Here is a 24,904-nt window from a genome sequence, read left to right as displayed (position 1 = left end):
GTCACGCGGTTTACTTTCCTGCTATTGATTCTGTCGTGCCCCGGGGTCAGCGCAAGACCGGCACCGTAGCCTGCGCAATACGAGTCAGTGCGGCGGCGGAGGCGTTGGTCATCTCAGCGGGCACACCGAGGTCCGAGAGGTAGCTGGCCGTGTCCTGCATCTCCTTGGAGCGGCGGACCGCGTGCTTGACGGTCCCGGTGAGGAACCTGTCGATCACTGCCTGGCCGTCCCCGGCGAGCTGCTTGGCGATCTGCCCACGGATCCACTCCTCGAGCCCTGCCGCCTTCCCGGCGGTGACGGCTTCGACCACCACTGAAGCCAGGCCCTTCATCAGGACACTGCGCAGCAGCTTGTGGGCCATGGCCGCGCCCGGTTCCCCTTCAGTGATTTCGACGTCGACGCCAAGCGGACGCAGCAGGTCGGCCACGGCCTGGGCCCCGGGTCCGCTGACCATCAGGGGGGTCTTCTCCCCCAGCGCGGAAACCGGTCCAAGGATGGCGACGTCCGCGAAGTCCGCCTTGCCGGGCAGCTGGCCCAGCTCCTGCATGACGCCCGGTGAGGAGGAAGTGAAGTCCGCATAGCAGCTGCCGGCCGCCATGACCGGCAGGCATTCCAGGGCTACGGCCCGGGCTGCCGCCGCCCCTGTCATCACCAGGACGATGTCCGCGTCCCGGCATGCTTCGGCGGCGGTGGCGGCGCGGGTGACGCCCGCCGGGGTGGTGGGGGCAACGGGGTCATAGCCGGTGACTGTGTGGCCGGCAGCGGTGAGGGCTGCAGCATAGGTTGCGCCGGCCTCGCCGAGGCCGATGACGGTGCACGCTGTCATGGGTTCTTCTCTTTCTGGTTAGGAGCGGGCTGCAACGATTGCTTGCCGGCGGTTGGTTTCGTCTGCGAACACGGCTTCCGCGGCGTCCGCGACGGCGGCTGCCTGTTCCCGGGGAATGACCACCACGCCGTCGGAGTCGCCGATGATGACGTCGCCCGGCAGGACGGGGACGCCGCCGAAGGCGATGGCCGTTCCCAGCCGGAAGGGGCCGTTCTTGTAGGGACCCGCGGGTGAAGTAGCCCGTGCGAAGACGGGCATGCCGATCTCACCCAGCGCCTCGGCGTCGCGCGCTGCTCCGTCCAGGGCGAATCCGGCGATGCCGAGGTTGATGGCCCGTTCCCCAATCAGTTCACCTAAGAGGCGCGGGACTCATCGGCCCCGCCGGCCACGACGATGACATCCCCCGGCTGTGCCAGTCCCAGGGCCTGGTGGATTCCCTGGTTGTCGCCGGGCCGGGTCCAGACGGTGAAGGCCGGCCCGGCGATTTTCGCTCCCGGCCAGATGGCTGGATTGCCGAGTGGGCGACGCCAAGGCGGTCCACGGCATCGCCGATGTTGGCAGCCGGCAGTTTGGCGAGCCGTTCAATGACGTCCCTGTCGGGGCGGGGGAAGTCGGCGTCGATGGTGTCAGTGGCGGGCGTTGTCATGGTGCGTTCTTTCGTGGGAGGCGCGGAAAGGGGTTAGTCGGTCTTCTGGACCAGCGGGAGGACCTTCTTGAAGTCCTCTTCCTGGGCGGCCCAGAACTGCTGGTAGTCGTCGCCGTTGAGGTAGCTGGTCTGCAGGCCGAGGTCGTTCATCTTCTGCACCACGGCCGGATCCTCGATGGCCTTCTGGAGTGCAGCTTCCAGCTTTTCGGCCACCTCGTCCGGCAGGCCGGCCGGGGCGGAGTAGCCGCGGACGGTGCCTGCCACCAGGTCGTAGCCGGATTCCTTGAAGGTCGGCACGTCCTGCAGTGAAGGCGCACGCTCCTCGGACATGACGCCCAGGACCCGGGCCTTGCCCTGCTTGGTCAGGTCGGTGACGTCGCTGACGTTGGCCACCAGGATGTCCACGTGCTTGCCCAGGAATGCAGTGGTGGCCTGGGAAGCACCCTCGGAGAAGTGGACCGGGGCGAATTCGGAGCCTGTGGTTTCCTGGATCTGGGCCATGGCAAAGTGTTCGCCGGTCTGCAGCCCCGTGGTGCTGGCAGTCATGGACTTCGGACTGGCCTTGGCTGCGTCCAGGAGGTCCTTGAGGGTCTGGTACGGGCTGTCCGGCTGGACGGCGATCACGGTGGGGTCGATAACCTGCCGGCCGAGGGGCTGGAAGCTGTCCCGGGTGTACTTGGCGCCACGGCTGGGATCCAGCGGCGAGACAACCACGGACGGGGAACCGGTGGCCCCGATCGTGTAGCCGTCGGGCTTGGCGCTGGTGAGCTGCGTGTAGCCGATCTGTCCGCCGGCTCCGGGCTTGTTGATGACCTCCACGTTGGTGCCCAGTTCCTTCTCGAGGACGGGCTGGATCAGCCGGGCAGCCGTATCCACGGCGCCGCCGGAGCCGAAGGCCACCACAATTTCAATGGACTTGCCCTTCCGCGGGAAGTCACTGGCGGTGTTCGTGGCTCCGGCGTTCGCGCCGCAGCCGGTGAGGGCGAGGAGGCCTGCTGCTGCGACGGCGGCAAGGCGGATGCGGGTCTTCATGGGGCTTCTCCTTTGAAGGTGGTCTGTTGTGCAGAGGTTGGGGATGGAACGGGTGTCTTTAGGTTTCGGGGTCTTCGTTGAGCGCCTTGGGCTTACGGAGCTTGAGGAGCGGGCTGAAGATGATGAGGAGTCCCAGGCCGATGAGGACCGCAGAGATGGGGCGGTTGACGAAAATTCCGAAGTCGCCCTGGGAGATTTCAAGGGATTCACGCAGGGAACGTTCCATCAGCGGGCCCAGCACCAGGGTGAGCACCATCGGGGCCAGCGGGATGTCCAGGTGCCGCAGCGCGAGCCCGAGGAGGCCGAAACCGATCATGACAAAGACGTCGAAGACGGTGAAGTTGATGGTGTAGGCGCCGATGACCATGAACAGCAGGATGAGCGCCGTCAGGATCGTCGTGGGGACCCGGAGGATGGAGGTCCACAGGCCCACCAGCGGGACGTTCAGCAGGAGCAGGATCAGGTTGCCGATGAACAGGCTGGCGATGATGGCCCACGCGATCTCGGAGTTCTCCGTGAAGAGTGTGGGCCCGGGGGTGAGGCCCTGCTGCAGGAAGGCGCCCATCAGCACCGCGATGGTCGGGGATGCGGGGATGCCCAGGGTGAACAGCGGGATCAGTGCTGCGTTGGCGTGGGAGTTGTTGGCGGTCTCCGGGCCGGCCACGCCTTCGATGGCGCCCTTGCCCAGCTCGTTGCGGTGCCGGGAGAACTTCTTCTCGGCGCCGTAGGCAAGCAGGGAGGACACGGAGCCGGTCATGCCGGGAATAAGGCCCAGGCCGAACCCGATGCCGGTGCCGCGGGCCATGGCCGGGGCACTGCGCCGCCATTCCTTGCCGGTGGGCAGCAGCGACCGGAAGTTGGGTGCGTGGACTGCCGGTGCCGCAGCCCCTTTGCGGTAGGACAGCAGTTCCGAGAGTCCGAAGACTCCGACAATCACGGCCACGAAGCTGACGCCGTCCAGGAGCCTGTCCACGCCGAAGGTGAAGCGGGGTGCGCCGGCAACAGGGTCGATGCCGACCATGGAGATCAGCAGGCCGAGGGCGCCGGAGATCACGGCCTTGACCATGGACTTGCCGGCGAGGGCGACGAGCAGGGATATGCCCACTACCATCAGGGCGAAGAACTCGGGGGGCCCGACCAGCAGGCCCAGTTCGCCCAGCGGTTTCGCCGCGGCCACCAGCCCCACGGTCGCTATCGTGCCGCCAACGAAGGACCCGACGGCGGCGATGGTCAGGGCGGCGCCCGCCTTGCCGATCTTCGTCATGGCGTAGCCGTCAATGGTGGTGATGGCGGAGGCCGCCTCGCCGGGAGTGTTCAGCAGGACGCTGGTAATGGTTCCCCCGTAGGCCGTGCCGTAGAAAATGGCGCAAAGCATGATGATGGCGCCGGTCGCGTCCATGTTCAGGGTCAGGGGGATCAGCAGCGCGACGCCGGCCACCGGGCCGATGCCGGGCAGGACGCCGATGACGGTGCCCAGGAGGCAGCCTAGGAAGCGAACAGCAGGTTCTGCCAGGTCATGGCGGCCGCGAAACCGCCCAGCAGTTCGTTGAAAATGTCCACGTCTAGAGTCCGATCGTGTTCAGCAGGGGGAAGGCAGAGACCGGCAGCGCGACGTTCAGTCCGTAGTTGAAGGCGTAAAAGGCGCCGACGCTTCCGGTCAGGGCAATGATCAGCGACGTGACCCAGGTCCGGCGTCCGCGCAGTTTCAGGTGGTACATGAGGAACAGGAACGTGCTCAGCTGGAACCCGAGAAGATCCATGACGGACGCCAGGATGGCCAGGCTGACCACCACGGCGACCACCAGGCCGCGGTCCACCCCTTCCGCCGTTTCACTTGGCCGGCGCAGCTCCTGGATCAGCCAGACCAGCGCCATGGCGACGAGCACCCCGCCCATCGCAAAGGGGAAGAGCCCCGGCCCGGGGCCGAGGGACGTCCAGAGGCCGAGTCCCAGGGAACTGACCAGGACGTAGATGCCGACGGCCGCGAAAGCGCCGATGCCCACCAGAACGGATGGAGCAACGCGTGCCGCGCTCTTGGGTGTCGTCGTCAGTGACTCCGTTGTCATGGTTTCCTTCTTGTGTTCGTGCCTTTCATAGAATGAAAGAGCCTTACGTGTATAGAAATAGTGACAGCAGACACACCCACTGTCAAGCGCAAGGGGATTACATAGAATGAAACAATGACGACCGCCGCATCCACCCCGCCGCCTTCCACGGATGAGGGGCCCAAAGCGTCAAACATGCGCTCCCTGTCGCGGGCACTGGAGGTGTACGCCGAACTGCAGCGGGCGGAGAGGCCGCAGCGGCTCAGCGACCTGGCCCGGGCGTGCGGCATGAGCCTGCCCACCACGCTGCGCATCCTCCGGGTGCTCCAGGACTTCGGCATGGTCAGCCAGACGGACAAGTCCTACCGGATCGGCCCAGCAGTCCTGCCGGCGGCCCGCAGCTATCTCGAAAACGATCCCCTGGTGGTGTCTTCGCGGCCCATCCTCCAGCAGCTGGCCACCTCGACGGGATTGACGGCGTCGCTCTACACCCGGCTTGGTTACGAGCGGATCCTCGTGGCGCGTGTCGACGGCGCGGCGCCCCTGCGCTACGACCTTCCCCTGGGCAAGCGCCTGCCACTCAGCCTCGGCGCGGCAGGCAAGATACTCCTGGCGTCTGCGCCCAGGGAAGAACTGGAGCAGGTAGCGGCCGCGGCCGTCGCCGCGGGGCACGAAGACAAGTCCTTCACGGCAGATGCCCTTCAGGCAAGGCTCCCAGAGGCGGGTGTGGACTTTTCTTATTCCGCGGACGAACGCGCCACCGGCGTCCTGTCAGTGGCCGTTGCCGTGCCCAACCGGACCGGCCGGCCCACGGAGTCCATTTCGCTCACGAGCCCGGTGGAGGCAGCCAGCGAAGACACACTTAAGGCCGGCGTGCCGGAGCTCCGGCGCGCGGCCCGCACGCTGTCCGCGCTCCTTGAAGGCTCCGTCTACTAGGCCGGGTTCAGCCTCATCCGGGCAGGGAGGCGGGCTGCCGTTGCGGCGGGGCTACCTTTTCAGAGTGGCGAAGCCCCGCGCGAGTCGGGCTCCAGCGCGGGGGCTTCTATGCTTCCTAGTTGGGGAACTAACGTGGAAACAAGAAGAATTTACCGGCCAGTAGGGTTTGGAAATCTCCAAAACGGGCCGGTTTGGTAAATCTTGAGGGAATTTTGAGCAGCGCCGCCCACGCGGGGGTTTAGCTGCCCGGCTCCTCCGTGGAGTCCGGGGCTTCCTCGGGCTCGAAGGTGTTGGGCTCGGCGTCCGCCGCGATGCCGACGCCGTCGCCGCCCTGGGGGATCCCGCCGTCGCTCTGGCTGGATGCGCCCTTGCCTTCCGCGCCTGGCGCGCCTTCCTGGGTCTCGTCGTCGGGCAGGGAATCGGGTGAGTTGATTGTCATCGCTCCTCCTTCATTGGCCGGGCCTCCACGCTAACAGCCTGCGGCTGGAAAGGCGTCGGAAGTGGCGCCGAAATTTCCTACATCCGCCGGACGGGCCGCGCCGCCTGCAGGATGACGTCCAGCCCGGCGGGACTGCCGGGCCAGTGCCGCCGGACGGCGTCTTCGCCAGCCCGTTTGATGACCGAGCGCAGGACCAGCGCGACTATCACGGCGTCATCTGCGTAGCCGATGACCGGAATGAAGTCCGGGACCAAGTCGATGGGAGACAGGAGGTAGGCCAGCAGCAGCACCAGCCGGATGCGGACGCCGACGGCGACGGTACGGTCCGCCGCGAGCCTGCGGATGAGCCGCAACAGGTCCGGCAACAGCCGCAGGGCATCCTTCATGGTCACGGTTTCAGGATGGCGCCGCGCGTACAGCCACAGGAGGAACAGCAGCACGGCGTAGGCCAGCAGGACGCCGGCCACAATTCCGGCAACGGTTTCCCACGACATCTTGCGCTCCTCCCGCGCCGGGGACTGCAACCTCCGGCACCTGAACGAGACTACTTGACCGCGGGGGCCGTCACTCCCAGTCCGAGGTGAAGTCCAGGGGCGGCCACCAGCGCGTCCGCGAATGGACGGCGAACCTGCGCCCGGTGACCTCGGTGGGATCAATCCGGATCAGGTGCTCCTTGAGGCTCGGCTCCCAGGGTTCACGGTCCGGATCGGCCAGTTCCAGGGGCATGGAGCCGTCCTCCACCGGCGAGGGCACACCTTTGACGACGACGCTCCACACCTCCGTGCCGTAGACGTTGAGGGCATCCGTTTCCAGCGCCACCGGATTTCCCGTGAGCAGCGACCGGAGTTTTGTTCCGGGAGCCGTCCGCAGATAAATCGCCCTCTCCGCGGGAACGAAGTTCACCGGGAAGATCTCCGGCGTGCTGCCGTTGATGACCGCCAGCCTCCCGATGTAGGAGGAGCCCAGGAGCTTCCAGCATTCCTCGACGGTCAGGACTTCGGTTGCCGATCCCGGCTGAGGGGTTCCCATGGGCGAGATTCTAGGTGTCCGGCACGGGCGGGGGTAGGGCCTTGAGTCCCCCAGTCCCGCGCCGGCGCCACTGCCAGGCCGCCTAACCCCCGAGGTGGTGGACGGTGAAAGCTGTCAGGAAGCCCACGGAGGCCGTGAGGCCGGTCAGGTTGTGGTGCTCCTCGAACGCCTCCGGGATCATCGTGTCGGCCAGCATTGCCAGGATTCCGCCGGCAGCCACGGCGGTGATGAAGGCCACCACCCCGCCGGGCGCATTCTCCAGCGCGGCATAACCCACCAGCGAGGCGACGCCGCAGAGCAGGGCGATTCCACCCCACAGCCCAAAGACGTACCGGGCACTCCTGCCCGCCTTCTTCATGCCGGCGGTCCCGGACAGCCCCTCGGGGACGTTGGAAATGAAGACCGCCGCCATCATGGCCGGGCTGACCGCGCCGCCGGCGAGCATGCCCACGCCGAGCACCACCGATTCCGGCACGCCGTCCAGCAGGGCGCCGAAGGCGATGGCCGTACCGCTTCCCGGGTTCTCCTCCTCGGACGGCTGCTGGTGGCCGGAACGCTTGCGGTGTTTCGCCCCTGCCCGGGCGAGCATCACGTTCGCCCCGACGTAGACCACCGATCCCGCCAGGAAGCCCGCCACGGTGGGCCAGAGACCGCCACCCGCCACCGCCTCGCCCACCAGTTCAAAGGCGAGGGCCGAGATCAGCACGCCGGCCCCGAAGGACATGATGGAGGACACCAGCTTGGACGGCAGCGACCACCGCCAGGACAGTGCCGCGCCCAACACCAGCGCTGCGCCTGCCATGGTGCCCCACACCAGCGCCTGCAGCCATACGGGCATTGCCACCCACTCTCCGGCTCCGCAGCGGAAGCCTTTCCACCCATAGCAGCAGCAGCGTGCGGCCGTAGAGCAGCCAGACTAGTGGAGGCCCCTGCCGCACGCAGAATTGATGGGATCTTGACCCAATCCTTGCGGACCCCTGAAGTTGCGGGTCCACGCTGGAGGCATCGGACCAACCAGCTTGTGGGGAGCAGGAAGTCATGGGAAACACGACAGCTTTTGAGGGCGACGTCACCACCGTGGGAGGCGTGCTGACAGACCGGCAGCCGCTCGATTTCCACGCATTGGGGCTGGCCGGCTGCATCGACCGGCTGACCGGGCCCATCCGCCGCAGGGGGACCGCAGTCTGCTGGGATACTCCGCACTGGGGCATCGAGATCCCGTCTGACTGCGCCTCCCTCCTCTACCAGTCCGCCCGCGAGGCGCTCAGCAACGCCTACAAATACTCCGAGGCGTCCCACCTCACCGTCCAGCTCGCCGCGGTGGACCACGGCATCCGCCTGGTAGTGGCCGACGATGGCACCGGCTTTGACAGCCGCCGCGCCACACGCGGGCGGCACCACGGCTATGGGCTGCGCCTCATGGCGGTGGCCGTCCGGGAAGCCGGTGGCAGTGTGGACGTCAGTTCCAGTCCCGGCCACGGCACCAAAGTCACGGTAACCCTGCCGCTGGACTGACACCTTGCCTACACAGACTCGGAGGCCCGCCGTACTGGGACGGCGGGCCTCCGTACGCCCGGAACCGGGTCCTGCGGTTACCGGGTCAGCTTGGCGTCGTCAGTCTCCAGGTCGCCGATGTGGCCCGGCGCGTTGGCGGCCAGGACGCGGGCAACGAACGCGGCGTACTCATCCATGTAGTGGCGCAGGAACTTGGCGGTGCCCTCGTTCTTGACCTCGCCGTCCTCACCGAACACGGCCGCGTCGTAATGGATGTACGCCTCGGGAGCGTTCAGCTGCGGCGCGTCCAGGAAGCTGAGGACGCTGCGGAAGGAGGACTGCATGACGGCAGTACCGATGCTGCCCACGGAGGCGCCGATGATGCCCGTGGGCTTGCGGGCAAAGGAGTTGCTGCCCCACGGCCGGGAGCCCCAGTCGATGGCGTTCTTGAGTGCACCGGGGATGGACCGGTTGTATTCAGGGGAAACGAAGAGGATGCCGTCCGACGCCTCGATGGCCTCCTTGAGGGCACGGGCCGCGGGCGGGAAGTCGGCGTCATAGTCGTAGCTGTACAGCGGGAGGTCCCGGATGGGGATCTCGGTGAACTCAAGGTCTTCCGGGGCGAGCTTGATCAACGCCTTGGAAAGGGTCCGGTTGATGGAGGCCGTTGCCAGGCTTCCCACGAAATATCCGATCTTGAACGGTGCCATGAGTGTTCCTTCCGAGGGCCGGACGGCGCCGGCCTGTCCATGTTCTTTCGAAAAGGTGCCGCCCGGCTTCCTGCGGAAATGGCGGCGCTGGTTGGGTGCCACTGCACCCAACAGTCCAGCACAGATGGACCGTCCCGGCCAGACCTCGGGCCCACCTGGCTACCTCCTTGACAGGCCGCTCCCGGGAGCGCTGAATGATCTGTAGCAACCCGGTGTCGTTGCCGGCCCGCCGCCGCCCCTCTTCGCCTTCCAAGGAGCACACCAGCCATGACGGACAATCCGCTGGACGAGCGAGTCCACACCGAAGCACCCGCCGAGGGCGATCCGGACGCGGATGTCACGGAGATCCGCATGCATTCCCAGGACCCGGCAGAAGGGGCCGACGAACCCGCCCCACCGGCGTCCAAGTAGCGCCTCCGCACCCGGCCGCCCCGGACGCGGCCGGCCTTTGCCATGCCCGACGGCGGCACCCGCGCAGGTGCCGCCGTCGTCCGTTCCCCTTTCCTTGCTCTGGAAACGGACGCGCCCAAAAGGTATGTTGGTAAGCATGCTGATGATTTTTCCCGGGTCATCAGTTCCGGTGACAAAGCGAAGGAGACGTTATGAGCACGAAGGTGGAAAAACGCATTCTGGTGAACGTACCGGTGAGCACGGCCTACAACCAGTGGACCCAGTTCGAGGAATTCCCGCACTTCATGGGCGGGGTCAAGAGTGTCACGCAGCTGACCGATGACCGGCTGGAATGGGTGGCCGAGATCGGCGGCGTCCGCCGCCAGTGGGAAGCGAAGATCCTGGAGCAGGTCCCGGACCGCAAGGTGGCCTGGGCGGCCACCGAAGGCGCCACCAACGCCGGCGTTGTGGACTTCGAGGATGTGGGCGGCGGGCAGACGTCCGTCCGGCTGACGCTCGAATACGAGCCCGAGGGACTGATCGAGAAGGTGGGCGACAAGCTCAACGTGGTTGACCGGCAGGCCGAGGCAGACCTGCAGCGGTTCAAGGAATTCATCGAGGACGAAGGCTACGCGAGCGGCGCCTGGCGCGGTGCCGTCAACCCCGGCGCCACGGTCGGAACGCCCGGCGTGGAAGACGCAGCCGCTTCCCGCGGTGATTCCGGCAAGGCCGGCGTTTCGGGCAAGGTGGCCGCAGGACTCGGTGTTGCCGCAGCCGCCGGCGCCGCAGCCGCCATGGCTGCCGGAGGCAACAAGGGCGAGACTGCAGCTGCGGACGAAACGGTCACTCCAGCAGCCCCGGGTGAGCCGGCGACCGTCACGCCGCTGACGACGGACACCACCACGACGGACGCCACCACTACTGGCACGACGGCGGCCGCCGGGTCCACCGGTTCCGTCGCCGATTTGGGTGATGACAGGATCGGGCACGCCTTTGACCAGACGAACGGCCTGGTGGACACCACCGGCGAGTCCGACGAGACCATCGAGGGGGAGAACCTGAGCGCCGGCGAGCGCCGCGAGGATGACCGGCGTCCCGACGGCGGCCTGCCGCCCGTTGGCGGCAACCTCGGCCAGCACTGACCACAGGGCTGCCACACGCCGTCGTACATCTCAAGAGCAAAGCGCCGCCCGCCTCTCCCCCGAGGCGGGCGGCGCTTTGCCGTTGTGCCTTCTGTGCTGTGCTGGCTACTCCTGGCCTGCCACCGCCTGCAGCAGCGGCACGGTCCGCGGGGGCATGACCTCCACCAGGGACATGGCCGTGCTGGTACGCACGACGCCGGCGATCGCCAGCATCGCATTGGTCACCCGGTGGAGGTCGGCCGGGTCCTTCGCCGCCACTTTGGCCAGCAGGTCGGCATCGCCCGTGGTCGCGTGCATTTCGATGATTTCCGGGATGGTCCGAAGCGCGGCCGTGGCTTCGTCGCTTGAGGACTGGCTGATGGAGATCGAGATGAAGGCTGTCAGTGGCAGCCCCAGCGCCGCCGTCCGGACACGCTGGCTGAACGGCGCCAGGCTCCCGTCATTCACCAGGCGGCGCAGCCGGGCATGGACCGTGTTCCGGGCTACCCCCAGCGTCCGGGAGAGCGACAGGACCGTCGCCTGCGGGTCGGCATCGAGTGTGAGGAGGATCTCGGCGTCAAGAGCATCAAGAAGGTGCATACTGAGCATTTTGCCACTCCATCCTGCTGTCGAGACCGGATCTGTCCTGCAGGACGCAGCCGTGTTGCGCATACGTACGTTTCTGGCCCACGATGCTTTTCATGACCAGCACCCTCCCCGAAACTGCCGCACCCGGGCTGCGCACCGCCGTCGCGAACCTGCCCGCGTACGTTGCCGGTAAAAGCGCAGAGTCTGAACTGACTGCCGCCCTGGCCTCGAACGAAAGCCACTTTGCTCCGCTGCCGTCCGTCGTCGAAGTTGTCACTGCCGAAGCCGGCCGGATCCACCGGTACCCCAGCATGGGCGCGGTGGACGCCCGCGAGGCCATCGCCCGCCACCACGGGGTGTCACCGGAGGAAATCGCCGCCGGCCCCGGCAGCTCCGGCGTACTGCAGCAGATCATCACCGCCGTGTGCGATTCCGGGGACGAGGTGGTCTTCGCGTGGCGGTCCTTCGAGGCCTACCCCATCCTGGTCACCGTGGCCGGCGCCGCGCCTGTCCCGGTCCCGCTGCTGGACAATGAACAGCACGATCTCCCGGCCATGGCCGCCGCGATCACGGACCGCACGCGCCTGGTGATTCTCTGCTCCCCCAACAACCCGACGGGCGTCTCCATTGACGCCGGCGCACTGGAGGACTTCCTGCAAAGCGTTCCGTCCCGGGTGCTGGTGGTGCTGGACGAGGCCTACATCGAATACCAGCGCGGCCCCGGCGTGGACTCGCTGGAGTTCTATAGGCGTCACCCCAACCTGTGCATCCTGCGCACCTTCTCCAAGGCCTATGGCCTCGCCGGCCTGCGGATCGGCTACGCCATTGCCCGCCCGTCCGTGGCTGACGGACTCCGCCGGACCGCCATTCCCTTCGGCGTCAACCGGATGGCCCAGGCCGCTGCCGTCGCGTCGATGGCCGCGGGGGATGAACTTCGTGAACGGACCGGCGCCGTGGCAGAGGAACGCACCCGGGTCATCGCCGCGCTTCGCAGCGTCGGCTGGGACGTTCCGGACAGCCAGGCCAATTTCTACTGGCTCCGCGCCTCGGACGGGCTCCGGGAACAGCTGCTTGCTGCCCTGGCCGATGCGGACATCCTTGCCCGGGGCTATGCGGGCGACGGCGTCCGGGTTACCTTGGCGGACCGGGAAACCAACGACCGCGTCCTCGCTGTCCTGGCTGACCGCGGACGCTTCGCCGCCCAGTGAGTACCGCCACGATGCCCACCCCCGCCGCAGACGTCCGCTGCGCCGTCCCGGCCACAGCGCACGGCTCGACGACGGCGGCGCCCGCCACGCCGCCGTCGGCCGTCCGCCATTCCCTGCTTGAGGATGTCCTGGGAATCCTCACCGGGACGTTCGCCGCGTCCCTGGGCCTGTACCTGCTCAAGTCCAGCGAGGCTGTCACCGGCGGCACGGCCGGCCTGGCCCTGCTGCTCAGCTACGCCCTGCCGCTGCCGTTCGGCGTGATTTTCTTCGCTGTAAACCTGCCGTTCTTTGGCCTGGCGGTGTGGAAAAAGGGCTGGAACTTCGCGCTGCGCACCGGTGCGGCGATTGCCCTGGTCTCGGCCATGGCAAGCCTGCACCCCTGGGCGCTGGGACCGCTGGCCATCGACCCCGTCTACGGCGTGCTCGGCGGAAACCTGCTGGCCGGCGTCGGGCTGCTCATCCTGTTCCGGCACAAATCCAGCCTGGGCGGCTTCAGCATCCTGGCGCTGCTGCTGCAGGAGAAGCTGAAATGGCGGGCCGGGTACGTACAGATGGTGCTGGACGTGGCCATCGTGCTGGCGGCGCTGGTCCTAGTGCCTCCGTTGATGGTGCTGCTGTCCGCAGTGGGCGCCACGCTGCTGAACCTCATCCTCGCGCTGAACCACCGTCCCGGACGCTACCTCGGAAAGTAGGCGCCCGGAGGGCTGTTTATTCCCCGAAACCGCCAGAAATATCTTTGCGGGGGCGGTGGTTGGGGCCGGTATGACAACAATCGGAATTATCGGTGCAGGACATATTGGAAGCCAGGTTGCCCGGAAGGCGGTGGAGTTGGGCTACGACGTGGTCATCAGCAACTCCCGCGGGCCGGAGACCCTGGCCGGACTGGTGGCGGAACTCGGGCCGAACGCCCGGGCCGCCACGCCGGCGGAAGCAGCAGCGGCAGGCGATTTCGCCGTCGTCACGGTCCCGCTGAAGAACTACAAGGACATCCCCGTGGAACCGCTGGCTGGCAAGGTGGTCATCGACACCAACAACTACTACTGGGAGCGGGACGGCCGGATCCCCGCCCTCGACAACGGCGAGGCCACCACCTCCGGGCTGCTCCAGGAGCACCTGCCCGATTCCAAGGTGGCCAAGGGCTTCAACCACATCATGGCGTCCCAGATCACCACCGACGGCACTCCGTCCGGTACCGAAAACCGCCGCGCCCTGGCAACCGCCAGCGACTACCCGGAGGCCGCCGAACTGGTGACCCGGCTGTACGACGAGTTCGGCTTCGACACCGTCAACATCGGGCTGCTCGAGGACAGCTGGCGGGTGGAACGGGACCGCCCGGCATATGTCGTGCGGCAGAACGCGGCCGAGCTGAAGGAAAACCTGGCGCTGGCAACCCGGACCATCTAGGCCGCGGGGCTACTCCCGGGCGGGGACCAGGACCACTTCGTGCAGATCCGCTGCCGGCTCGTCGAACTTGGCGTTCACCACTGCAAGGGTGTTGCCGAACAAGGCCGCCGTGGTGGGAATCTGGAAGCTGTCACTCGTGATGACGTCCCGGACCTCGCCCGAGGACAGGTCGTGGTTGAGCTTGACCCGGCTGACCTGGTTGAGGAAGTTCTGCACCACCCACACGGTCTTGCCACGGGCAATAATGCCGTCCACATTGGGAAGTGCTCCCGTGTCAATCAGCGCGCTCTGACCGGTGTCGGGATCCACTGTGAAAAGGGCCTGCTTGGCGGAATGTGCAACGATCAGCACCCGATCGCCCTGCACCGACGTGATGCCGTTCAGGTTGAACGGCCCGGGCAGTTCGGCGGCCGGGCCCTTCAGCGGCACCGTCTCAAGGCCCTCCAGCTCCCCCTCCCGGCTGACCTGCAGCCGGTAAAGCTCTCCGCGTGCGGAGTTGGTGAACCAGGCCCCGTCCCTGGTGAGGGTGACGTCATTGATGAAGCCCGGCGCCAGGGTGAATTCCCCTACGGCTTCCTTGGTCCCCGTGTTGTAGACGAAGGCCTTGCCCGTTTGGCCCCCTGCCACGAAGAGCAGGTTGGTGCCGGCATCGAACTTCATGCCCACCGCCTGCCGGCCGGCTGGCGCATCGATGAAACGCGTGGCCTTCGAATCCCGGATATCCCCCTTGAAGATGTCCCCGGATTCCAGCTCACCCGCATAGAAGGTAGTCCCCCGGCCCGCCGCGATGCCCTCGGCGGAGGTGGCGCCGTCGAGCACGATGACGCTGTCCCGCGGCGATTCACCCGCGGAGGCGGGAACGGCGGTGGGAAGGATGAGGGCCACTAAAGCGATGAACCCGATGACTGCACGGCGTTGTACTGTTGGGCGCATAATGCTTCCTGATCTGGATAATGCGCGGGGCCCTCTGCGGCAGCTCCACACGATGGTGTAGCCAGTTTAAGTACCGGAGTTGGGCCCGCCAAGGCATCGGAGCCCCCATTCTGCTTACAATCGAAACCTCTATCGACTACTGAGGGATCCATGAAGAAATTCGCCACAGTCCTGTTCGCCGCCGGCCTGGTTGCTTCGGCTACAGCCTGCTCCGCCTCCCACCAACTGTCCACCGCAGAAACCTGCGAGCGGATCCAGTCCGTTGTGTCGAACCCTGCCAACAGCGCCGGCAAGACGGGCATGAACCGGCTGGCAAACCAGATCCGCCCCATCCACGCCGTTGCTTCCGACGATCTGAAGCCTGCCCTCGCTTCGATCATCGAGTACACCGACGAGCAGGCGAAGGAGACGCCGGACGAGGCCAAGCTCGCCGAGCTCCAGGCCGATTACGAGGAAGCCGGCAGCACCTACAGCGAGTTCTGCAGCTAGGCAGCTGCCACGGACCGGACCCGGCCTCCTGGGCTACAGGCTGGCCGGGTCCGTGTTGGCACCGCAGAGGATCACGGCAACGCGCTCGTCCGGGCGCGGCCTGTAGGCGCCGCTGGTGAGGGCAGCATAGGCGGCCGCGGCGCCATGCTCCACCACCATCCGGTAGGTATTCCAGAGCTGGGTTCGCGCCGCCACAATGTGGTGGTCGGACACCAGGACGCTTTCGACGCCGGTGCGGACCGCCACGGAGAAACCGATGTCGCCGATGCGGCGGGCTCCCAGCGAATCGGCCGCGACACCGGACACTGCCACATCCACCGGCTCTCCCGCGGCAAGGCACTGTGAAGGTGGGCGCACCGTGCGGTTCCACGGCCACCACTTTTGCCTGGCCTTCCACGGCAGCCGCAACACCTGCCATCAGTCCGCCGCCGCCGACAGCCACCAGGACGGTTTCGACGCCGGGCACCTGTTCCAGCAGTTCGGAGCCAACGGTTCCGGCGCCCGCCGCGATTTCTGGCTGGTCGTAGGCGTGGCAGTACACCGCACCGGTTTCCCGGGCGTAGGCCACCGCGGCCTGGTAGGCCTCGGCATACTCCGCGCCGCCCTGCACCACCGTGGCGCCGATGGCCTTGAGCTTTTGGACTTTGACCTCGGGTGCTGCGGCGGGAACGAACACCGTGGCGGGGACGCCAAGCTGGGCTGCCGCGTAGGCGTTGGCGAGGCCCGCATTTCCGCCGGAGGCCACCACCACGCCCACATCAGGCCGGAGCTCGCCGCGTTCCTTGCTGGCCAGGATCCGGTTCAGCGCACCCCTGGCCTTGAAAGTCCCGGTGTGCTGCATGAACTCGCATTTGAACCAGGCCTGCCCGGGGAACGCGTCCCGGTCGGCCTCCACAACGGGTGTCAGGCGGGTGAGGCCGGCGGTCCGGTCCGCAGCCTCGTCAACGTGGGTACGGGTGATCACGTCAGACTTCGTCGTCCCAGGTTCCCGGCTCGTCGAGGGCTTCCTCGGGCTTGTGCTCCTGCCTCGGCTCTCCGCTGCGACGTACGACGCCGGGACCGTACCACCTGCATGGGCCTGCTGCTCCTCGCGGATGTTGGATGCGCCCGGCAGTTCGGGGTGCTGCCCGCTTTGCGGAGCTTCCGTCCCCTGTCCGGGGGCGGTCTTGGCTTCGTCGGGGTCGCCTGGGCCGCGGAGGTCTGCGTCGTTCAGGGGCTCGTCATTGGATGTGGTCATGGTCCTGCCTTTCACCTCGGGAAACTCGCTGCTTCCGGCCATGCTGGCCCGGCCGCTTTCCAGCCTACGTTTTCATGGGCCTGATCGCATGGAAGGGTGGAACCTGTGATTTGCCCGGGAAACCTGTGAAAAACGCCCGCCAGCTGTGAATCCACCCGCAACCGGGACGTCGCGGGAACGGGGGGCGTTAAACCCTTGGCAGAAGGAGGCCACGTGATCATTGTTCTTACCGGAATCGACGGTTCCGGCAAGTCCACGGCTGCCCATGCCCTGGTGAATTCCGTTGCGGCCCATGGCGGCAAGGCGGTGCTGCTGAACAACCACGCCGGCCGGCGCACCATGTCCGTCCTGTCGGCAAAAACGGGGATCCGCTTGCCCAAGCGCCTGGCCGAAGCACTCGAAACCACCTTCCGGGTGTGGAACGTGCTGGTTTCCCACCTGCGGGCAAGCCGCTTTGAGGGACTGGTGGTCATGGACCGGCACCTCTACTGCCAGCTCGCATTGCGGACCACAAAGGGACTGCCCCGAGGCCGCTTCCTGCCGTGGCTGCTGAAGGCACTTCCGGCGCCCGACGCCGTCGTCCATTTCGATATCCACCCCGGCGAGGCGCACCGGCGGATCATGGCCCGGGGAACGGATGACGAGACGCTGGAGGACCTCATCGCTTTCCGGGATGCCTACCAGCAACTGCCGGAATATCAGGACTTCGTGAAGGTGGACGCTACCTTGCCGCCGGCGGAACTGGCCCGGCAGCTGGAGCAGCTCATTGTGAAAGGGCAGCAGCTGCCCGCCCCGCCGGCCGGCGCCTAAGTTCGGGACCTCGAGAAGCAGAGGAGGGCGGGCAGGACCAACTGGTCCTGCCCGCCCTTTCTGGTTGGATCAGCGACTAGCGCGACGCTGTCGGCGAGGCCGTCGACGTCTCCATGTCCTCGGTCTCCGTGGCCATCGGTGACGCCGTGTCATCCGGCGAGGCCGTGGACGTAGCGGTTGACGTGGACGTGGAGGTGGACGTCGGGCTGGAAGTGGCGCCGCCGTCGTCGTCGGCCTGCTCAAGCACCTCGTTGATGAGGTCCTCCAGCTCCTTCTGGTCCGTGTCGCCCAGCTCGGCGCCGCTCTTGGTGGCGACCACCAGCAGCCGTCCCTCCGCAGCGGAAACCTGCATCAGCTTCTGCTGATTGTCCCCGCTGCGGGTGCTGAGGGTGGCGAACGTCTCGTCGGCATCCGTCTCCGCCTGCAGCTCCTCGCTGGAAACCTCGTAGCTCTGGCCCAGGGCCTCGACCTTGAAGGTGGCGCACTGGTCCATCTTGCCCTTGATGCCGGTGAGGACCTGCTCGGCGTCCTCCCCTTCGCCGCTGGACTGCGCGGACAGGGTGCGGGGCTGGTTGCCTTCGGAAATCGCCACGGCCACCTCGCCGTTCTCCACGGTGTCCAGAAGGCCGGCGGTGGCGATGTCCTTGCAGTCTTCCGGGTCCACCGTCGCGGTGCTCAACAGCAGGTTCGCGATGTTCCCGCCCTGGTCCACCTGCTCCTTGGAGTAGAGCTTCAGCTCGTTGCCGTCCGCGTCGGTCTTGCCGGAGATGAGCTCGCGCAGCTCATCCTCCGTATAGACCTTCTCTTCCTCGGTAGGTGAGGGCGAGGCCGTCGCGGTGGCAGTGGGGCTGGCCGTGCCGCCTCCTCCGCCGGTGCAGCCGGCCAAGGCCAGCATCGCCGCGGTCATCAATCCAAGCGCAGGAACTTTTCGCATGAGTACAACCCTTTCGAAAATAGCAAGCATGCTTAGTGTTTCCACCCTAAAGGGTGCAGCAGGCAGAGGGAAATAACAGGCGGATAACTTTGGCAATATGGAATAATCCGAGGTAGTGGTCCGCACCGGACCGCTCCACAGACAAGAGGGGCAACAGTGTCCGCCACAACTACCGGCACCGAGGCGGCGAGGGCGGCCATCAACAACTCCCAGGTCCCCAAGCACGAGCAGCTTCGGATGATCATCCTGCGGCTGGCCAAGGAGGAGCTGGGGCCCGGCGCCAGGCTGCCCAGCGAGCGGACCCTCATGGACTCCTACGGCGTCAGCCGCATCACCGTCCGCGCGGCAATAGGCCGCCTGGTCAACGAAGGGCACTTGGTCCGGGTTCCGGCCAAGGGAACGTTCGTGGCGGACTCCCCCGTCCAGTCCACGCTGCACCTGGCGTCCTTCACCCAGGAAATGGAGGCCATGGGCCACGTCCCCAGCACCGTAGTGCTGGTGGCGGAGTCAGCCGCGGCGCCCGACGATACAGCGGAGGCACTGAGCCTCCCCCGGGGGTCCGAGGCCATCCACCTGCGCCGGCTCCGCCTGGCGGACGGCCGCCCGGTCAGTGTTGACGACGCCTGGTACAACCCGGAGCACGCCGCCGGACTCCTGGACATCGACCTGACCGGCTCGGTCTACAAGGCCCTGGCCGCCCAGTTCGGCCACCAGATCGACCGGGCACGCCAAAGCGTCCGGTCCGAGGGCGCCCCCGCCGATGTGGGGGCGCTCCTCGGCACCGGAACGGGTGCGCCGGTCCTGGCCTTCGACCGGGTTTCCTACTCGGGCGCCCTGGCGATTGAGCACTCGCGCTCCTGGTACCGGTCCGACCGCTACTCGCTCAACATGGAAGTCCGGCTCTAGGCCGGACGTCGGTCAGTCCAACGAAAACAGGCTGGCTCCCGCTGACACAGTGCCGTCAGCCAGCAGCGTTGCCGTGTCCGGCTTGGTGTCGAGCACGACGACGGGACTCACCATCGAGTAGCCGGCCGCCAGGGCGGGGGCCGGGTCCACATGCATGACAGGCTCACCGGCCGCGACGGTGTCGCCCTGCGCGATCAGCAGCTTGAAGCCGTCGCCCTTGAGCTTCACGGTGTCGATGCCCACGTGCGTCAGCACGCCGCGGCCCGATTCGCCGACCACCACAAAGGCGTGCGGCAGGAGCTTGACCACCTTTCCCGCCAGGGGGGACACGACGTCGAACGCCTCACCGGCAGGGGGTTCAACGGCCGCGCCGGAACCCACCATCTGCCCCGCGAACACGGGATCGGGAACGTCTGACAGCTGCACCACTGCCCCGCTGATGGGGGCGAGGACCACCATGGACTCCGCCACTAGAGGAGGTCCTCGATGTCTTCGGCCAGGGAGTCGGCTTCGGGGCCGACGATCACCTGGACTGCGGTGCCGGCGGTGAGCACGCCGTGGGCCCCGGCGGCCTTCAGGGACGCCTCGTTCACCAGCGAGCCATCCTTCACCTCGGTGCGGAGGCGGGTGATGCAGGCTTCCACCTCGACGATGTTGGCGGCTCCGCCCAGGCCTTCAATAATCTTCTCTGCTTTGGACATTGCTGCCCTTTCTGACGGTGCCCGCACGGGAGCACTTCCTCAGCACCGGACCGGCGGTCCGGTGCGACCAATTCTGGCTTCCCCTCCTTCGAACCAACAGTCCCGACGGTGTTTTCCGCCGATCTTGACAGCCGGTCGTGGGATGAATCACACTGAACTGGTCATAACCAGACAGTACCGGCTGGAACCGTCACTTCACAAGCCCCCATCCCCAACCCGCAGAGGTGTACCCATGTCAACATCCGAGACCACGGCCTTGGCTCCGGAGAAGAAGCCAAACCGCGCCTTCGCCACCCTTCAGCGGCTGGGCCGCTGCCTCATGCTTCCCATCGCCGTGCTGCCCGCGGCGGGCCTGCTGCTGCGCATCGGGCAGCCGGACCTGCTCGGCGCCATTCCCGGCTTCGAAGGCGGCGCCGCCGTCATCTCCGCCGCAGGCAACGCGGTATTCACCTGGCTGCCGCTCATCTTCGCCGTCGGCATCGCCATCGGCTGGGCCAAGAAGGCAGACGGCTCCACCGCCCTGGCCGCCGTGGTGGGCTACATGGTGATCGACGGCGTCTTCAAGGCGATGTCACCGCTGGTCCTCGCCGGGCAGGTGGACCCAGCCGGCAAACAGGCCGTGATCAACTACGGCGTCCTCGCCGGCATCGTGGTGGGCCTGCTCTCCGCCGGACTGTGGCAACGGTTCTACCGCACCAAGCTGCCCGACTTCCTGGGCTTCTTCAGCGGCCGCCGCCTGGTGCCCATCCTGACATCCGTCACCAGCCTGGTTGCCGGCGTCGTGCTTGCCCTCTTCTACCCGCTCTTCAACGCCGGCCTCTCCGCAGCCGGCCAGGCCGTTGCCGGCAACCCGGAACTCGGTGGAGGCATCTACGGCTTCGCCAACCGCATGCTCCTCCCCGCAGGTCTGCACCACATCCTCAACTCCGGCCTGTGGTTCCTGATCGGCGACTTCACGGACGCCTCCGGGCAGCTGGTCCGCGGCGACCTCAACCGCTTCTTCGCCGGCGACCCCGCGGCAGGCGTCTTCATGACCGGATTCTTCCCCATCATGATGTTCGGCCTGCCGGCGGCTGCCCTCGCCATGTGGCGCCACGCCAAGCCCTCGCAGAAGAAGATCGTGGGCGGCATCATGCTCTCCACCGCGCTCACGGCATTCTTCACGGGCATCACCGAACCGCTTGAGTACGCGTTCATGTTCGTGGCCTTCCCGCTCTACATCGTCCACGCGGTGCTGACCGGCACGTCGATGGCCCTGGTCAACGCCCTGGACATCCATCACGGCTTCACGTTCTCGGCGGGTTTGATCGACTTTGTCCTCAACTTCGGGAAGTCGCAGAACGGCTGGATGCTCATTCCGATCGGGCTGGGCTACGCGGTGGTCTACTACTTCCTGTTCTCGTTCGTCATCAAACGCTGGAACCTGCGCACCCCCGGCCGTGAGGACGACGAAGTCACGGTGGACACCGAGGCCGCCAAGTAAGCACACCCCCCTGCTCCGTCCACCAACCCGAAAGCACTCCCGCATGGAAATCATCATCCTTCCCACCGCTGACGACGTGGCCCGCACGGCCGCAGACGCCATCGAGGAACAGGTCCGCCGCGGCCCGTCCGTCCTGGGGCTGGCCACCGGCTCCACGCCGCTGGGCACGTACCAGGAGCTCATCGCCCGGCACCGCACGGGCGGCCTGAGTTTCGCACAGGCGCAGGGCTTCCTCCTCGACGAGTACGTGGGGCTGCCCGCTGCCCACCCGCAGTCCTACCACTCGGTGATCCGGGATGAGTTCACCGCCAGCGTTGACTTCGCCCCGGACGCTGTGCACGGACTGGACGGGATGGCGGAGGATCCCGAGGCCGAGGCCGCCCGGTACGAGGGCCTGATAGCAGCGGCGGGCGGGGTGGACATCCAGATCCTGGGCATCGGCACGGACGGGCATGTGGGGTTCAACGAACCCATGTCCTCGCTGGGCTCAAGGACCCGGATCAAGACCCTCACCCGGCAGACCCGGCAGGACAACGCCCGCTTCTTCGACTCCGCGGACGACGTCCCGGACCATGTCCTGACCCAGGGCCTGGGCACCATCCGCGAGGCCCGGCACCTGCTGCTGCTCGCGATGGGCGAGGCGAAGGCGGAAGCCATCGCCGCCGCCGTCGAAGGTCCGGTCGCGGCAATCTGCCCGGCGTCGGCACTGCAACTGCACCCGCACGTGTCCGTCCTGGTGGATGAGTCCGCGGCCTCCCGGCTGGCGCACCGGGAGTACTACACGGACACCTTCGGACGGAAGCCGGCATGGCAGGGACTGTGAGCACGGAGCGGGCCGTTATCGCTCCTGAACTTGAACTCGCTGTGGAGGACGCCGACGGCGTGCGGCTGGCTGCCGCCGCCGGCGCCGCCCGGGTGGAACTCTGCGCGGCCCTGGCCGAGACGGAGGGCATCACGCCGAGCATCGCCGCAGTGGAGCAGGCCTGCAGTGTGTGCCTCCCGGTCCACGTCCTGGTGCGGCCCCGCCCCGGCAACTTCACCTACTCGGCCGGCGAGCTTGCGGTGATCGAGCGCGACGTGGCGGCGGCCATGGATGCCGGCGCCGCCGGCGTGGTGGTCGGGGTCCTGGCGGCCGACGGCGGACCGGACACCTCCGCCGTCGGACGCATTACCGAGGTGGCGCGGCGCTACAAACCGGCCGCCGAGGTGACGTTCCACCGGGCCTTCGACGCCGCCCTTGCGGCCGGCTTCGACCCGGCGGAAGCCCTGGCCCGGCTGGAGAAAGCCGGGGTTGACCGTGTCCTGACCAGCGGCGGCAGCCCGGACTGCGCACTGGGCCTTGGCATGATCGCCCGGCTGGTGGAGCTGGGACGGATCCACGCGCCGTCGGTCCAGGTCATGGCCGGCGGCGGAGTGACGCTGGAACTGGTACCGTCGCTGCTCGAAAGCGGCGTCCGGGCGGTCCATACTTCCGCACGGGCACGCCGCGGACTCTCCGGCGCGGACCGGGTGGCCAACGCCGACCCTGCCCTGGCTGCGGCGATGGCCGCGGCAGTGGCCAGGGGATCCATGGGGACACCCACTGCGGGAGGCACGGAAGCATGAGCAACGAAGTGGTCCTTCGCGGCCGGATCGTCACCGGAAGCATGGACATTGCCGACGGGGTCATAGCGGCCGACGCCGGCCGCGTCACTTATTCCGGGCCGGCGTCCGAATACCGCGGAAAGGCAGGGCCCGCGACCGACAACATCCTGCTGCCCGGACTGGTGGACCTGCACTGCCACGGCGCCAACGGCTCCGACTTCTCTGACGGCTCGGCTGACGGCGCCCGGTCGGCGGCCCGCTACCTGCACAGCCGCGGCACCACCACCCTGCTGGCCAGCCTGGTGACAGGCTCGCCAGCAAACCTGGTGCGGAACCTCTCTGTGCTGCGGACCCTGACAGCGGAAGGACTCATTGCCGGCTCCCACCTCGAAGGCCCCTTCCTGGCGGCAGGGCAGTGCGGCGCCCACGACCCCTCGCTGCTCCTCGAACCGGATCCGGCCCTGGTGACCGAACTGCTTGAAGCCGCCGGGCCATCCCTGGCGTCCATGACCTTGGCGGCCGAGCTTCCCGGGGCATCCGGCCTGGTGGAGCTGCTGGCACCACGCGGCATCATCCCGTCCCTGGGGCACACCGCCGCACACACGGCCGCCGCTGCCGGGTTCCTGGAGCACGCTGCCGCCGCACTGTCTGCTCCGTCCAATCCAACCGGCCGGTTCAGGCCGACCGTCACGCACCTGTTCAATGCGATGCCCGCCCTGCACCACCGCTCCCCCGGCCCGGTCTCGGCCAGCCTCAGCGCTGCCCGGGCAGGCAATGCGGTGGTGGAACTCATTGCCGACGGCGTGCACCTGGCGCCGGAAACGGTCAAGCTGGTGTTCGACCTGGTGGGCGCGGAAAACATCGCCCTGGTCACCGACTCGATGGCGGCAACCGGCCTGCAGGACGGGGCATACCAGCTGGGTTCCCTGGCCGTCACCGTCGACCATGGTGTGGCGCGCGTGGACAGCACCGGGGCCATCGCCGGCGGAACCGCCACCTTGCTGGACGTTGTGCGGACCACCGTTGCCGCGGGTGTCCCGCTGCAGGACGCCGTCCTGTCGGCGACAGCCGTTCCGGCCGCAGTCCTCGGCTTGTCCTCGCAGGCGGGCGACCTCCGCGCGGGCCTGCCCGCGGACGTCGTCGTTGTCGGCCCGGGCCTCACCCTGGCGGGCGTTCTGCGCCGGGGCGAATGGGTGGCTGCCCTCGCGCCCACAGCGTAGTGCGGCTGCATTCCTGCGGGTGACCGATGCGGGGGCCGGCGTTAGGGCAGGGCAGGAAATGTCGGACCCTCCCGCGATGATTTAGGTATGGGAAACAGCGCGGTCATAGCAGCACCGATGGAAGGTGCTTTTGCCTCCATGGCTGCCCTGAACGCGCTGTTCCTTGAAGAGGAAGCGCTCGCGGCTGCTTCGGCGGGAGCTGATGGCGGCGCCGGCGTTGATCTTTTGGACCGGCTCTACCGGGTCCGGTTGGAACGGCTGGGCCTGGAAAAGCGGCTTGAGGCACAGGTCGCCGCGCTCACGGCCCGCGACGCCGCCCAGTCCCTCGACCTGCAGCAGGCCATGACCCCGCCCGACGCCTCCACCCACGACCGTACGTGCGCGGAAATATCGGCAGTGGAAGAAATCGCTGGGATCCTGACCATCAGTTCCGGAGCAGCAGGGGCGTTCCTGTCCCAGGCCCGGCAGGTCTGTTCCCTCCCATCCGTGTACGAGGCCCTGTCCACCGGGTCCTTGTCCTGGCAGGGCGCCAGGATCATCGCCGACGAAACCGAGAACCTGGACCATCCCGCCGCCGTCGCCCTCGCGGACCACTTCCTGGACCCGGACGCGCCGAATCCGGCCCGGGGCTGTCCGGCTGGGCAGCTGGTGCCTTCACGGTTGAGGTCGAAGGTGCGGGCCTGGCGGGAGCGGCATCATCCGGAGTCGATCGAGAAACGGCACGCCAAGGGCGTCGCGG

Annotated in this window: 29 protein-coding genes and 2 pseudogenes; 15 read left to right on the top strand and 16 right to left on the bottom strand. The window is 67.4% G+C overall.

From position 1 onward, the window contains the following. Nucleotides 1–46: 46 nt before the first annotated feature. From G205_RS03285 to G205_RS03265, 5 genes and pseudogenes are all read right to left on the bottom strand, one after another. A complete protein-coding gene (locus G205_RS03285) occupies nucleotides 47–826 on the bottom strand; it encodes an NAD(P)-dependent oxidoreductase (RefSeq protein WP_009356724.1) in 780 nt (259 codons plus the stop codon). A gap of 18 nt (nucleotides 827–844) precedes the next feature. Continuing rightward, nucleotides 845–1,472 (bottom strand): annotated as a pseudogene (locus G205_RS03280) (RraA family protein). A 33-nt stretch (nucleotides 1,473–1,505) separates the two neighbouring features. Beyond that, nucleotides 1,506–2,504, bottom strand: coding sequence for a tripartite tricarboxylate transporter substrate binding protein (locus G205_RS03275; protein ID WP_009356722.1), 999 nt, complete (start codon nucleotides 2,502–2,504; stop codon nucleotides 1,506–1,508). Nucleotides 2,505–2,562: 58 nt separating this feature from the next. Next, nucleotides 2,563–3,942, bottom strand: coding sequence for a tripartite tricarboxylate transporter permease (locus G205_RS03270; protein WP_009356721.1), 1,380 nt, complete (start codon nucleotides 3,940–3,942; stop codon nucleotides 2,563–2,565). A 124-nt stretch (nucleotides 3,943–4,066) separates the two neighbouring features. Beyond that, nucleotides 4,067–4,570: a tripartite tricarboxylate transporter TctB family protein gene (locus G205_RS03265; protein WP_009356719.1), complete on the bottom strand. Its 504-nt coding sequence runs from the start codon at nucleotides 4,568–4,570 to the stop codon at nucleotides 4,067–4,069. 114 nt (nucleotides 4,571–4,684) lie between these two features. Here G205_RS03265 and G205_RS03260 point away from each other — a divergent pair, with 114 nt between their 5' ends. After that, complete coding sequence (locus G205_RS03260; RefSeq protein WP_009356718.1) at nucleotides 4,685–5,485, top strand: IclR family transcriptional regulator; 801 nt, start codon at nucleotides 4,685–4,687, stop codon at nucleotides 5,483–5,485. Nucleotides 5,486–5,723: 238 nt separating this feature from the next. Here G205_RS03260 and G205_RS03255 read toward each other — a convergent pair whose 3' ends face one another. The 4 genes from G205_RS03255 to G205_RS03240 all read right to left on the bottom strand — a co-directional run bounded on the left by G205_RS03255 (nucleotide 5,724) and on the right by G205_RS03240 (nucleotide 7,791). Next, on the bottom strand, nucleotides 5,724–5,924 hold the full coding sequence (locus tag G205_RS03255) for a hypothetical protein (RefSeq protein WP_009356717.1): 201 nt from the start codon (nucleotides 5,922–5,924) through the stop codon (nucleotides 5,724–5,726). 77 nt (nucleotides 5,925–6,001) lie between these two features. Then, nucleotides 6,002–6,418, bottom strand: a complete 417-nt coding sequence (locus G205_RS03250; RefSeq protein ID WP_009356716.1) for a YkvA family protein — start codon at nucleotides 6,416–6,418, stop codon at nucleotides 6,002–6,004. 70 nt (nucleotides 6,419–6,488) lie between these two features. Beyond that, nucleotides 6,489–6,953, bottom strand: a complete 465-nt coding sequence (locus G205_RS03245; RefSeq protein WP_009356715.1) for a pyridoxamine 5'-phosphate oxidase family protein — start codon at nucleotides 6,951–6,953, stop codon at nucleotides 6,489–6,491. Nucleotides 6,954–7,035: 82 nt separating this feature from the next. Then, nucleotides 7,036–7,791: a ZIP family metal transporter gene (locus tag G205_RS03240; RefSeq protein WP_009356714.1), complete on the bottom strand. Its 756-nt coding sequence runs from the start codon at nucleotides 7,789–7,791 to the stop codon at nucleotides 7,036–7,038. 200 nt (nucleotides 7,792–7,991) lie between these two features. Between G205_RS03240 and G205_RS03235 the strand changes: the two genes are divergently transcribed. Beyond that, nucleotides 7,992–8,468 carry a sensor histidine kinase gene (locus G205_RS03235; RefSeq protein WP_009356713.1) on the top strand — a complete coding sequence of 159 codons (477 nt, stop codon included), beginning with the start codon at nucleotides 7,992–7,994 and terminating at the stop codon, nucleotides 8,466–8,468. A 77-nt stretch (nucleotides 8,469–8,545) separates the two neighbouring features. Here G205_RS03235 and G205_RS03230 read toward each other — a convergent pair whose 3' ends face one another. Continuing rightward, nucleotides 8,546–9,157, bottom strand: a complete 612-nt coding sequence (locus G205_RS03230; RefSeq protein WP_009356712.1) for an NADPH-dependent FMN reductase — start codon at nucleotides 9,155–9,157, stop codon at nucleotides 8,546–8,548. Nucleotides 9,158–9,424: 267 nt separating this feature from the next. Between G205_RS03230 and G205_RS22020 the strand changes: the two genes are divergently transcribed. Then, entirely contained in the window at nucleotides 9,425–9,568 is a 144-nt protein-coding gene (locus G205_RS22020) for a hypothetical protein (protein ID WP_165976893.1), read from the top strand. A 191-nt stretch (nucleotides 9,569–9,759) separates the two neighbouring features. Continuing rightward, nucleotides 9,760–10,689: an SRPBCC family protein gene (locus G205_RS03225; RefSeq protein ID WP_009356711.1), complete on the top strand. Its 930-nt coding sequence runs from the start codon at nucleotides 9,760–9,762 to the stop codon at nucleotides 10,687–10,689. Nucleotides 10,690–10,794: 105 nt separating this feature from the next. Here G205_RS03225 and G205_RS03220 read toward each other — a convergent pair whose 3' ends face one another. Beyond that, the gene (locus G205_RS03220; protein ID WP_009356710.1) at nucleotides 10,795–11,277 is read right to left on the bottom strand and encodes an Lrp/AsnC family transcriptional regulator; all 483 of its coding nucleotides are present in this window, start codon (nucleotides 11,275–11,277) and stop codon (nucleotides 10,795–10,797) included. 92 nt (nucleotides 11,278–11,369) lie between these two features. Here G205_RS03220 and hisC point away from each other — a divergent pair, with 92 nt between their 5' ends. The 3 genes from hisC (at nucleotide 11,370) to G205_RS03205 (ending at nucleotide 13,868) form a co-directional block, all read left to right on the top strand. Then, nucleotides 11,370–12,464 carry a histidinol-phosphate transaminase gene (gene hisC, locus G205_RS03215; protein WP_009356709.1) on the top strand — a complete coding sequence of 365 codons (1,095 nt, stop codon included), beginning with the start codon at nucleotides 11,370–11,372 and terminating at the stop codon, nucleotides 12,462–12,464. Between the two features lie 11 nt (nucleotides 12,465–12,475). Further along, nucleotides 12,476–13,156, top strand: a complete 681-nt coding sequence (locus tag G205_RS03210) for a YitT family protein (protein ID WP_009356708.1) — start codon at nucleotides 12,476–12,478, stop codon at nucleotides 13,154–13,156. 70 nt (nucleotides 13,157–13,226) lie between these two features. Then, nucleotides 13,227–13,868, top strand: coding sequence for an NADPH-dependent F420 reductase (locus G205_RS03205; protein WP_035751918.1), 642 nt, complete (start codon nucleotides 13,227–13,229; stop codon nucleotides 13,866–13,868). A 9-nt stretch (nucleotides 13,869–13,877) separates the two neighbouring features. Here G205_RS03205 and G205_RS03200 read toward each other — a convergent pair whose 3' ends face one another. After that, on the bottom strand, nucleotides 13,878–14,801 hold the full coding sequence (locus G205_RS03200; protein WP_035751915.1) for an SMP-30/gluconolactonase/LRE family protein: 924 nt from the start codon (nucleotides 14,799–14,801) through the stop codon (nucleotides 13,878–13,880). Nucleotides 14,802–14,951: 150 nt separating this feature from the next. Between G205_RS03200 and G205_RS03195 the strand changes: the two genes are divergently transcribed. Continuing rightward, entirely contained in the window at nucleotides 14,952–15,290 is a 339-nt protein-coding gene (locus G205_RS03195) for a hypothetical protein (RefSeq protein ID WP_009356705.1), read from the top strand. Nucleotides 15,291–15,323: 33 nt separating this feature from the next. Here G205_RS03195 and G205_RS03190 read toward each other — a convergent pair. Next, nucleotides 15,324–16,254, bottom strand: a pseudogene (locus G205_RS03190) (threonine/serine dehydratase). A gap of 486 nt (nucleotides 16,255–16,740) precedes the next feature. Here G205_RS03190 and G205_RS03185 point away from each other — a divergent pair. Then, the gene (locus G205_RS03185; RefSeq protein ID WP_009356704.1) at nucleotides 16,741–17,337 is read left to right on the top strand and encodes a nucleoside/nucleotide kinase family protein; all 597 of its coding nucleotides are present in this window, start codon (nucleotides 16,741–16,743) and stop codon (nucleotides 17,335–17,337) included. Between the two features lie 76 nt (nucleotides 17,338–17,413). Here the strand turns inward: G205_RS03185 and G205_RS03180 are convergent, their stop codons facing one another. Then, a complete protein-coding gene (locus tag G205_RS03180; protein ID WP_235046759.1) occupies nucleotides 17,414–18,271 on the bottom strand; it encodes a hypothetical protein in 858 nt (285 codons plus the stop codon). Between the two features lie 156 nt (nucleotides 18,272–18,427). Here G205_RS03180 and G205_RS03175 point away from each other — a divergent pair, with 156 nt between their 5' ends. Further along, nucleotides 18,428–19,177: a GntR family transcriptional regulator gene (locus G205_RS03175; RefSeq protein ID WP_009356702.1), complete on the top strand. Its 750-nt coding sequence runs from the start codon at nucleotides 18,428–18,430 to the stop codon at nucleotides 19,175–19,177. A gap of 12 nt (nucleotides 19,178–19,189) precedes the next feature. Here the strand turns inward: G205_RS03175 and G205_RS03170 are convergent, their stop codons facing one another. Both G205_RS03170 and G205_RS03165 read right to left on the bottom strand, forming a co-directional pair. Beyond that, nucleotides 19,190–19,648 (bottom strand): PTS sugar transporter subunit IIA, encoded by a 459-nt coding sequence (locus G205_RS03170; protein WP_009356701.1) that lies wholly within the window; start codon nucleotides 19,646–19,648, stop codon nucleotides 19,190–19,192. Then, the gene (locus G205_RS03165; RefSeq protein ID WP_009356700.1) at nucleotides 19,648–19,878 is read right to left on the bottom strand and encodes a PTS sugar transporter subunit IIB; all 231 of its coding nucleotides are present in this window, start codon (nucleotides 19,876–19,878) and stop codon (nucleotides 19,648–19,650) included. The genes G205_RS03170 and G205_RS03165 overlap by 1 nt, the downstream gene beginning before the upstream one ends. A 232-nt stretch (nucleotides 19,879–20,110) precedes the next feature. Here G205_RS03165 and G205_RS03160 point away from each other — a divergent pair, with 232 nt between their 5' ends. From G205_RS03160 to G205_RS03140, 5 genes are all read left to right on the top strand, one after another. Beyond that, the gene (locus tag G205_RS03160; protein ID WP_009356699.1) at nucleotides 20,111–21,361 is read left to right on the top strand and encodes a PTS transporter subunit EIIC; all 1,251 of its coding nucleotides are present in this window, start codon (nucleotides 20,111–20,113) and stop codon (nucleotides 21,359–21,361) included. A 43-nt stretch (nucleotides 21,362–21,404) separates the two neighbouring features. Further along, the gene (nagB, locus tag G205_RS03155) at nucleotides 21,405–22,184 is read left to right on the top strand and encodes a glucosamine-6-phosphate deaminase (RefSeq protein WP_009356698.1); all 780 of its coding nucleotides are present in this window, start codon (nucleotides 21,405–21,407) and stop codon (nucleotides 22,182–22,184) included. Further along, a complete protein-coding gene (locus G205_RS03150; RefSeq protein ID WP_009356697.1) occupies nucleotides 22,169–22,966 on the top strand; it encodes a copper homeostasis protein CutC in 798 nt (265 codons plus the stop codon). The genes nagB and G205_RS03150 overlap by 16 nt, the downstream gene beginning before the upstream one ends. Beyond that, nucleotides 22,963–24,165 (top strand): N-acetylglucosamine-6-phosphate deacetylase, encoded by a 1,203-nt coding sequence (locus tag G205_RS03145; protein ID WP_009356696.1) that lies wholly within the window; start codon nucleotides 22,963–22,965, stop codon nucleotides 24,163–24,165. The genes G205_RS03150 and G205_RS03145 overlap by 4 nt, the downstream gene beginning before the upstream one ends. Before the next feature lie 138 nt (nucleotides 24,166–24,303). Further along, a partial coding sequence (locus G205_RS03140; protein ID WP_235046758.1) for a DUF222 domain-containing protein occupies nucleotides 24,304–24,904 on the top strand: 601 nt, incomplete at its 3' end.

Origin of the sequence: Arthrobacter nitrophenolicus (genome assembly GCF_000332815.1) — a bacterium.
Classification (GTDB): Bacteria; Actinomycetota; Actinomycetes; order Actinomycetales; family Micrococcaceae; genus Arthrobacter; species Arthrobacter nitrophenolicus.
Note: the sequence above shows the minus strand (reverse complement) of the source record. Positions and strands in the feature narration are given on the sequence as shown.

What these genes read in the sequence shown, in the direction of transcription:
- G205_RS03285 (WP_009356724.1), bottom strand. Translation starts at nt 826, where the DNA reads ATGACAGCGTGCACCGTCATCGGCCTCGGCGAGGCCGGCGCAACCTAT.
- G205_RS03275 (WP_009356722.1), bottom strand. Translation starts at nt 2,504, where the DNA reads ATGAAGACCCGCATCCGCCTTGCCGCCGTCGCAGCAGCAGGCCTCCTC.
- G205_RS03265 (WP_009356719.1), bottom strand. Translation starts at nt 4,570, where the DNA reads ATGACAACGGAGTCACTGACGACGACACCCAAGAGCGCGGCACGCGTT.
- G205_RS03260 (WP_009356718.1), top strand. Translation starts at nt 4,685, where the DNA reads ATGACGACCGCCGCATCCACCCCGCCGCCTTCCACGGATGAGGGGCCC.
- G205_RS03255 (WP_009356717.1), bottom strand. Translation starts at nt 5,924, where the DNA reads ATGACAATCAACTCACCCGATTCCCTGCCCGACGACGAGACCCAGGAA.
- G205_RS03250 (WP_009356716.1), bottom strand. Translation starts at nt 6,418, where the DNA reads ATGTCGTGGGAAACCGTTGCCGGAATTGTGGCCGGCGTCCTGCTGGCC.
- G205_RS03245 (WP_009356715.1), bottom strand. Translation starts at nt 6,953, where the DNA reads ATGGGAACCCCTCAGCCGGGATCGGCAACCGAAGTCCTGACCGTCGAG.
- G205_RS03240 (WP_009356714.1), bottom strand. Translation starts at nt 7,791, where the DNA reads ATGCCCGTATGGCTGCAGGCGCTGGTGTGGGGCACCATGGCAGGCGCA.
- G205_RS03235 (WP_009356713.1), top strand. Translation starts at nt 7,992, where the DNA reads ATGGGAAACACGACAGCTTTTGAGGGCGACGTCACCACCGTGGGAGGC.
- G205_RS03230 (WP_009356712.1), bottom strand. Translation starts at nt 9,157, where the DNA reads ATGGCACCGTTCAAGATCGGATATTTCGTGGGAAGCCTGGCAACGGCC.
- G205_RS22020 (WP_165976893.1), top strand. Translation starts at nt 9,425, where the DNA reads ATGACGGACAATCCGCTGGACGAGCGAGTCCACACCGAAGCACCCGCC.
- G205_RS03225 (WP_009356711.1), top strand. Translation starts at nt 9,760, where the DNA reads ATGAGCACGAAGGTGGAAAAACGCATTCTGGTGAACGTACCGGTGAGC.
- G205_RS03220 (WP_009356710.1), bottom strand. Translation starts at nt 11,277, where the DNA reads ATGCTCAGTATGCACCTTCTTGATGCTCTTGACGCCGAGATCCTCCTC.
- hisC (WP_009356709.1), top strand. Translation starts at nt 11,370, where the DNA reads ATGACCAGCACCCTCCCCGAAACTGCCGCACCCGGGCTGCGCACCGCC.
- G205_RS03210 (WP_009356708.1), top strand. Translation starts at nt 12,476, where the DNA reads ATGCCCACCCCCGCCGCAGACGTCCGCTGCGCCGTCCCGGCCACAGCG.
- G205_RS03205 (WP_035751918.1), top strand. Translation starts at nt 13,227, where the DNA reads ATGACAACAATCGGAATTATCGGTGCAGGACATATTGGAAGCCAGGTT.
- G205_RS03200 (WP_035751915.1), bottom strand. Translation starts at nt 14,801, where the DNA reads ATGCGCCCAACAGTACAACGCCGTGCAGTCATCGGGTTCATCGCTTTA.
- G205_RS03195 (WP_009356705.1), top strand. Translation starts at nt 14,952, where the DNA reads ATGAAGAAATTCGCCACAGTCCTGTTCGCCGCCGGCCTGGTTGCTTCG.
- G205_RS03180 (WP_235046759.1), bottom strand. Translation starts at nt 18,271, where the DNA reads ATGCGAAAAGTTCCTGCGCTTGGATTGATGACCGCGGCGATGCTGGCC.
- G205_RS03165 (WP_009356700.1), bottom strand. Translation starts at nt 19,878, where the DNA reads ATGTCCAAAGCAGAGAAGATTATTGAAGGCCTGGGCGGAGCCGCCAAC.
- G205_RS03160 (WP_009356699.1), top strand. Translation starts at nt 20,111, where the DNA reads ATGTCAACATCCGAGACCACGGCCTTGGCTCCGGAGAAGAAGCCAAAC.
- nagB (WP_009356698.1), top strand. Translation starts at nt 21,405, where the DNA reads ATGGAAATCATCATCCTTCCCACCGCTGACGACGTGGCCCGCACGGCC.
- G205_RS03150 (WP_009356697.1), top strand. Translation starts at nt 22,169, where the DNA reads ATGGCAGGGACTGTGAGCACGGAGCGGGCCGTTATCGCTCCTGAACTT.
- G205_RS03145 (WP_009356696.1), top strand. Translation starts at nt 22,963, where the DNA reads ATGAGCAACGAAGTGGTCCTTCGCGGCCGGATCGTCACCGGAAGCATG.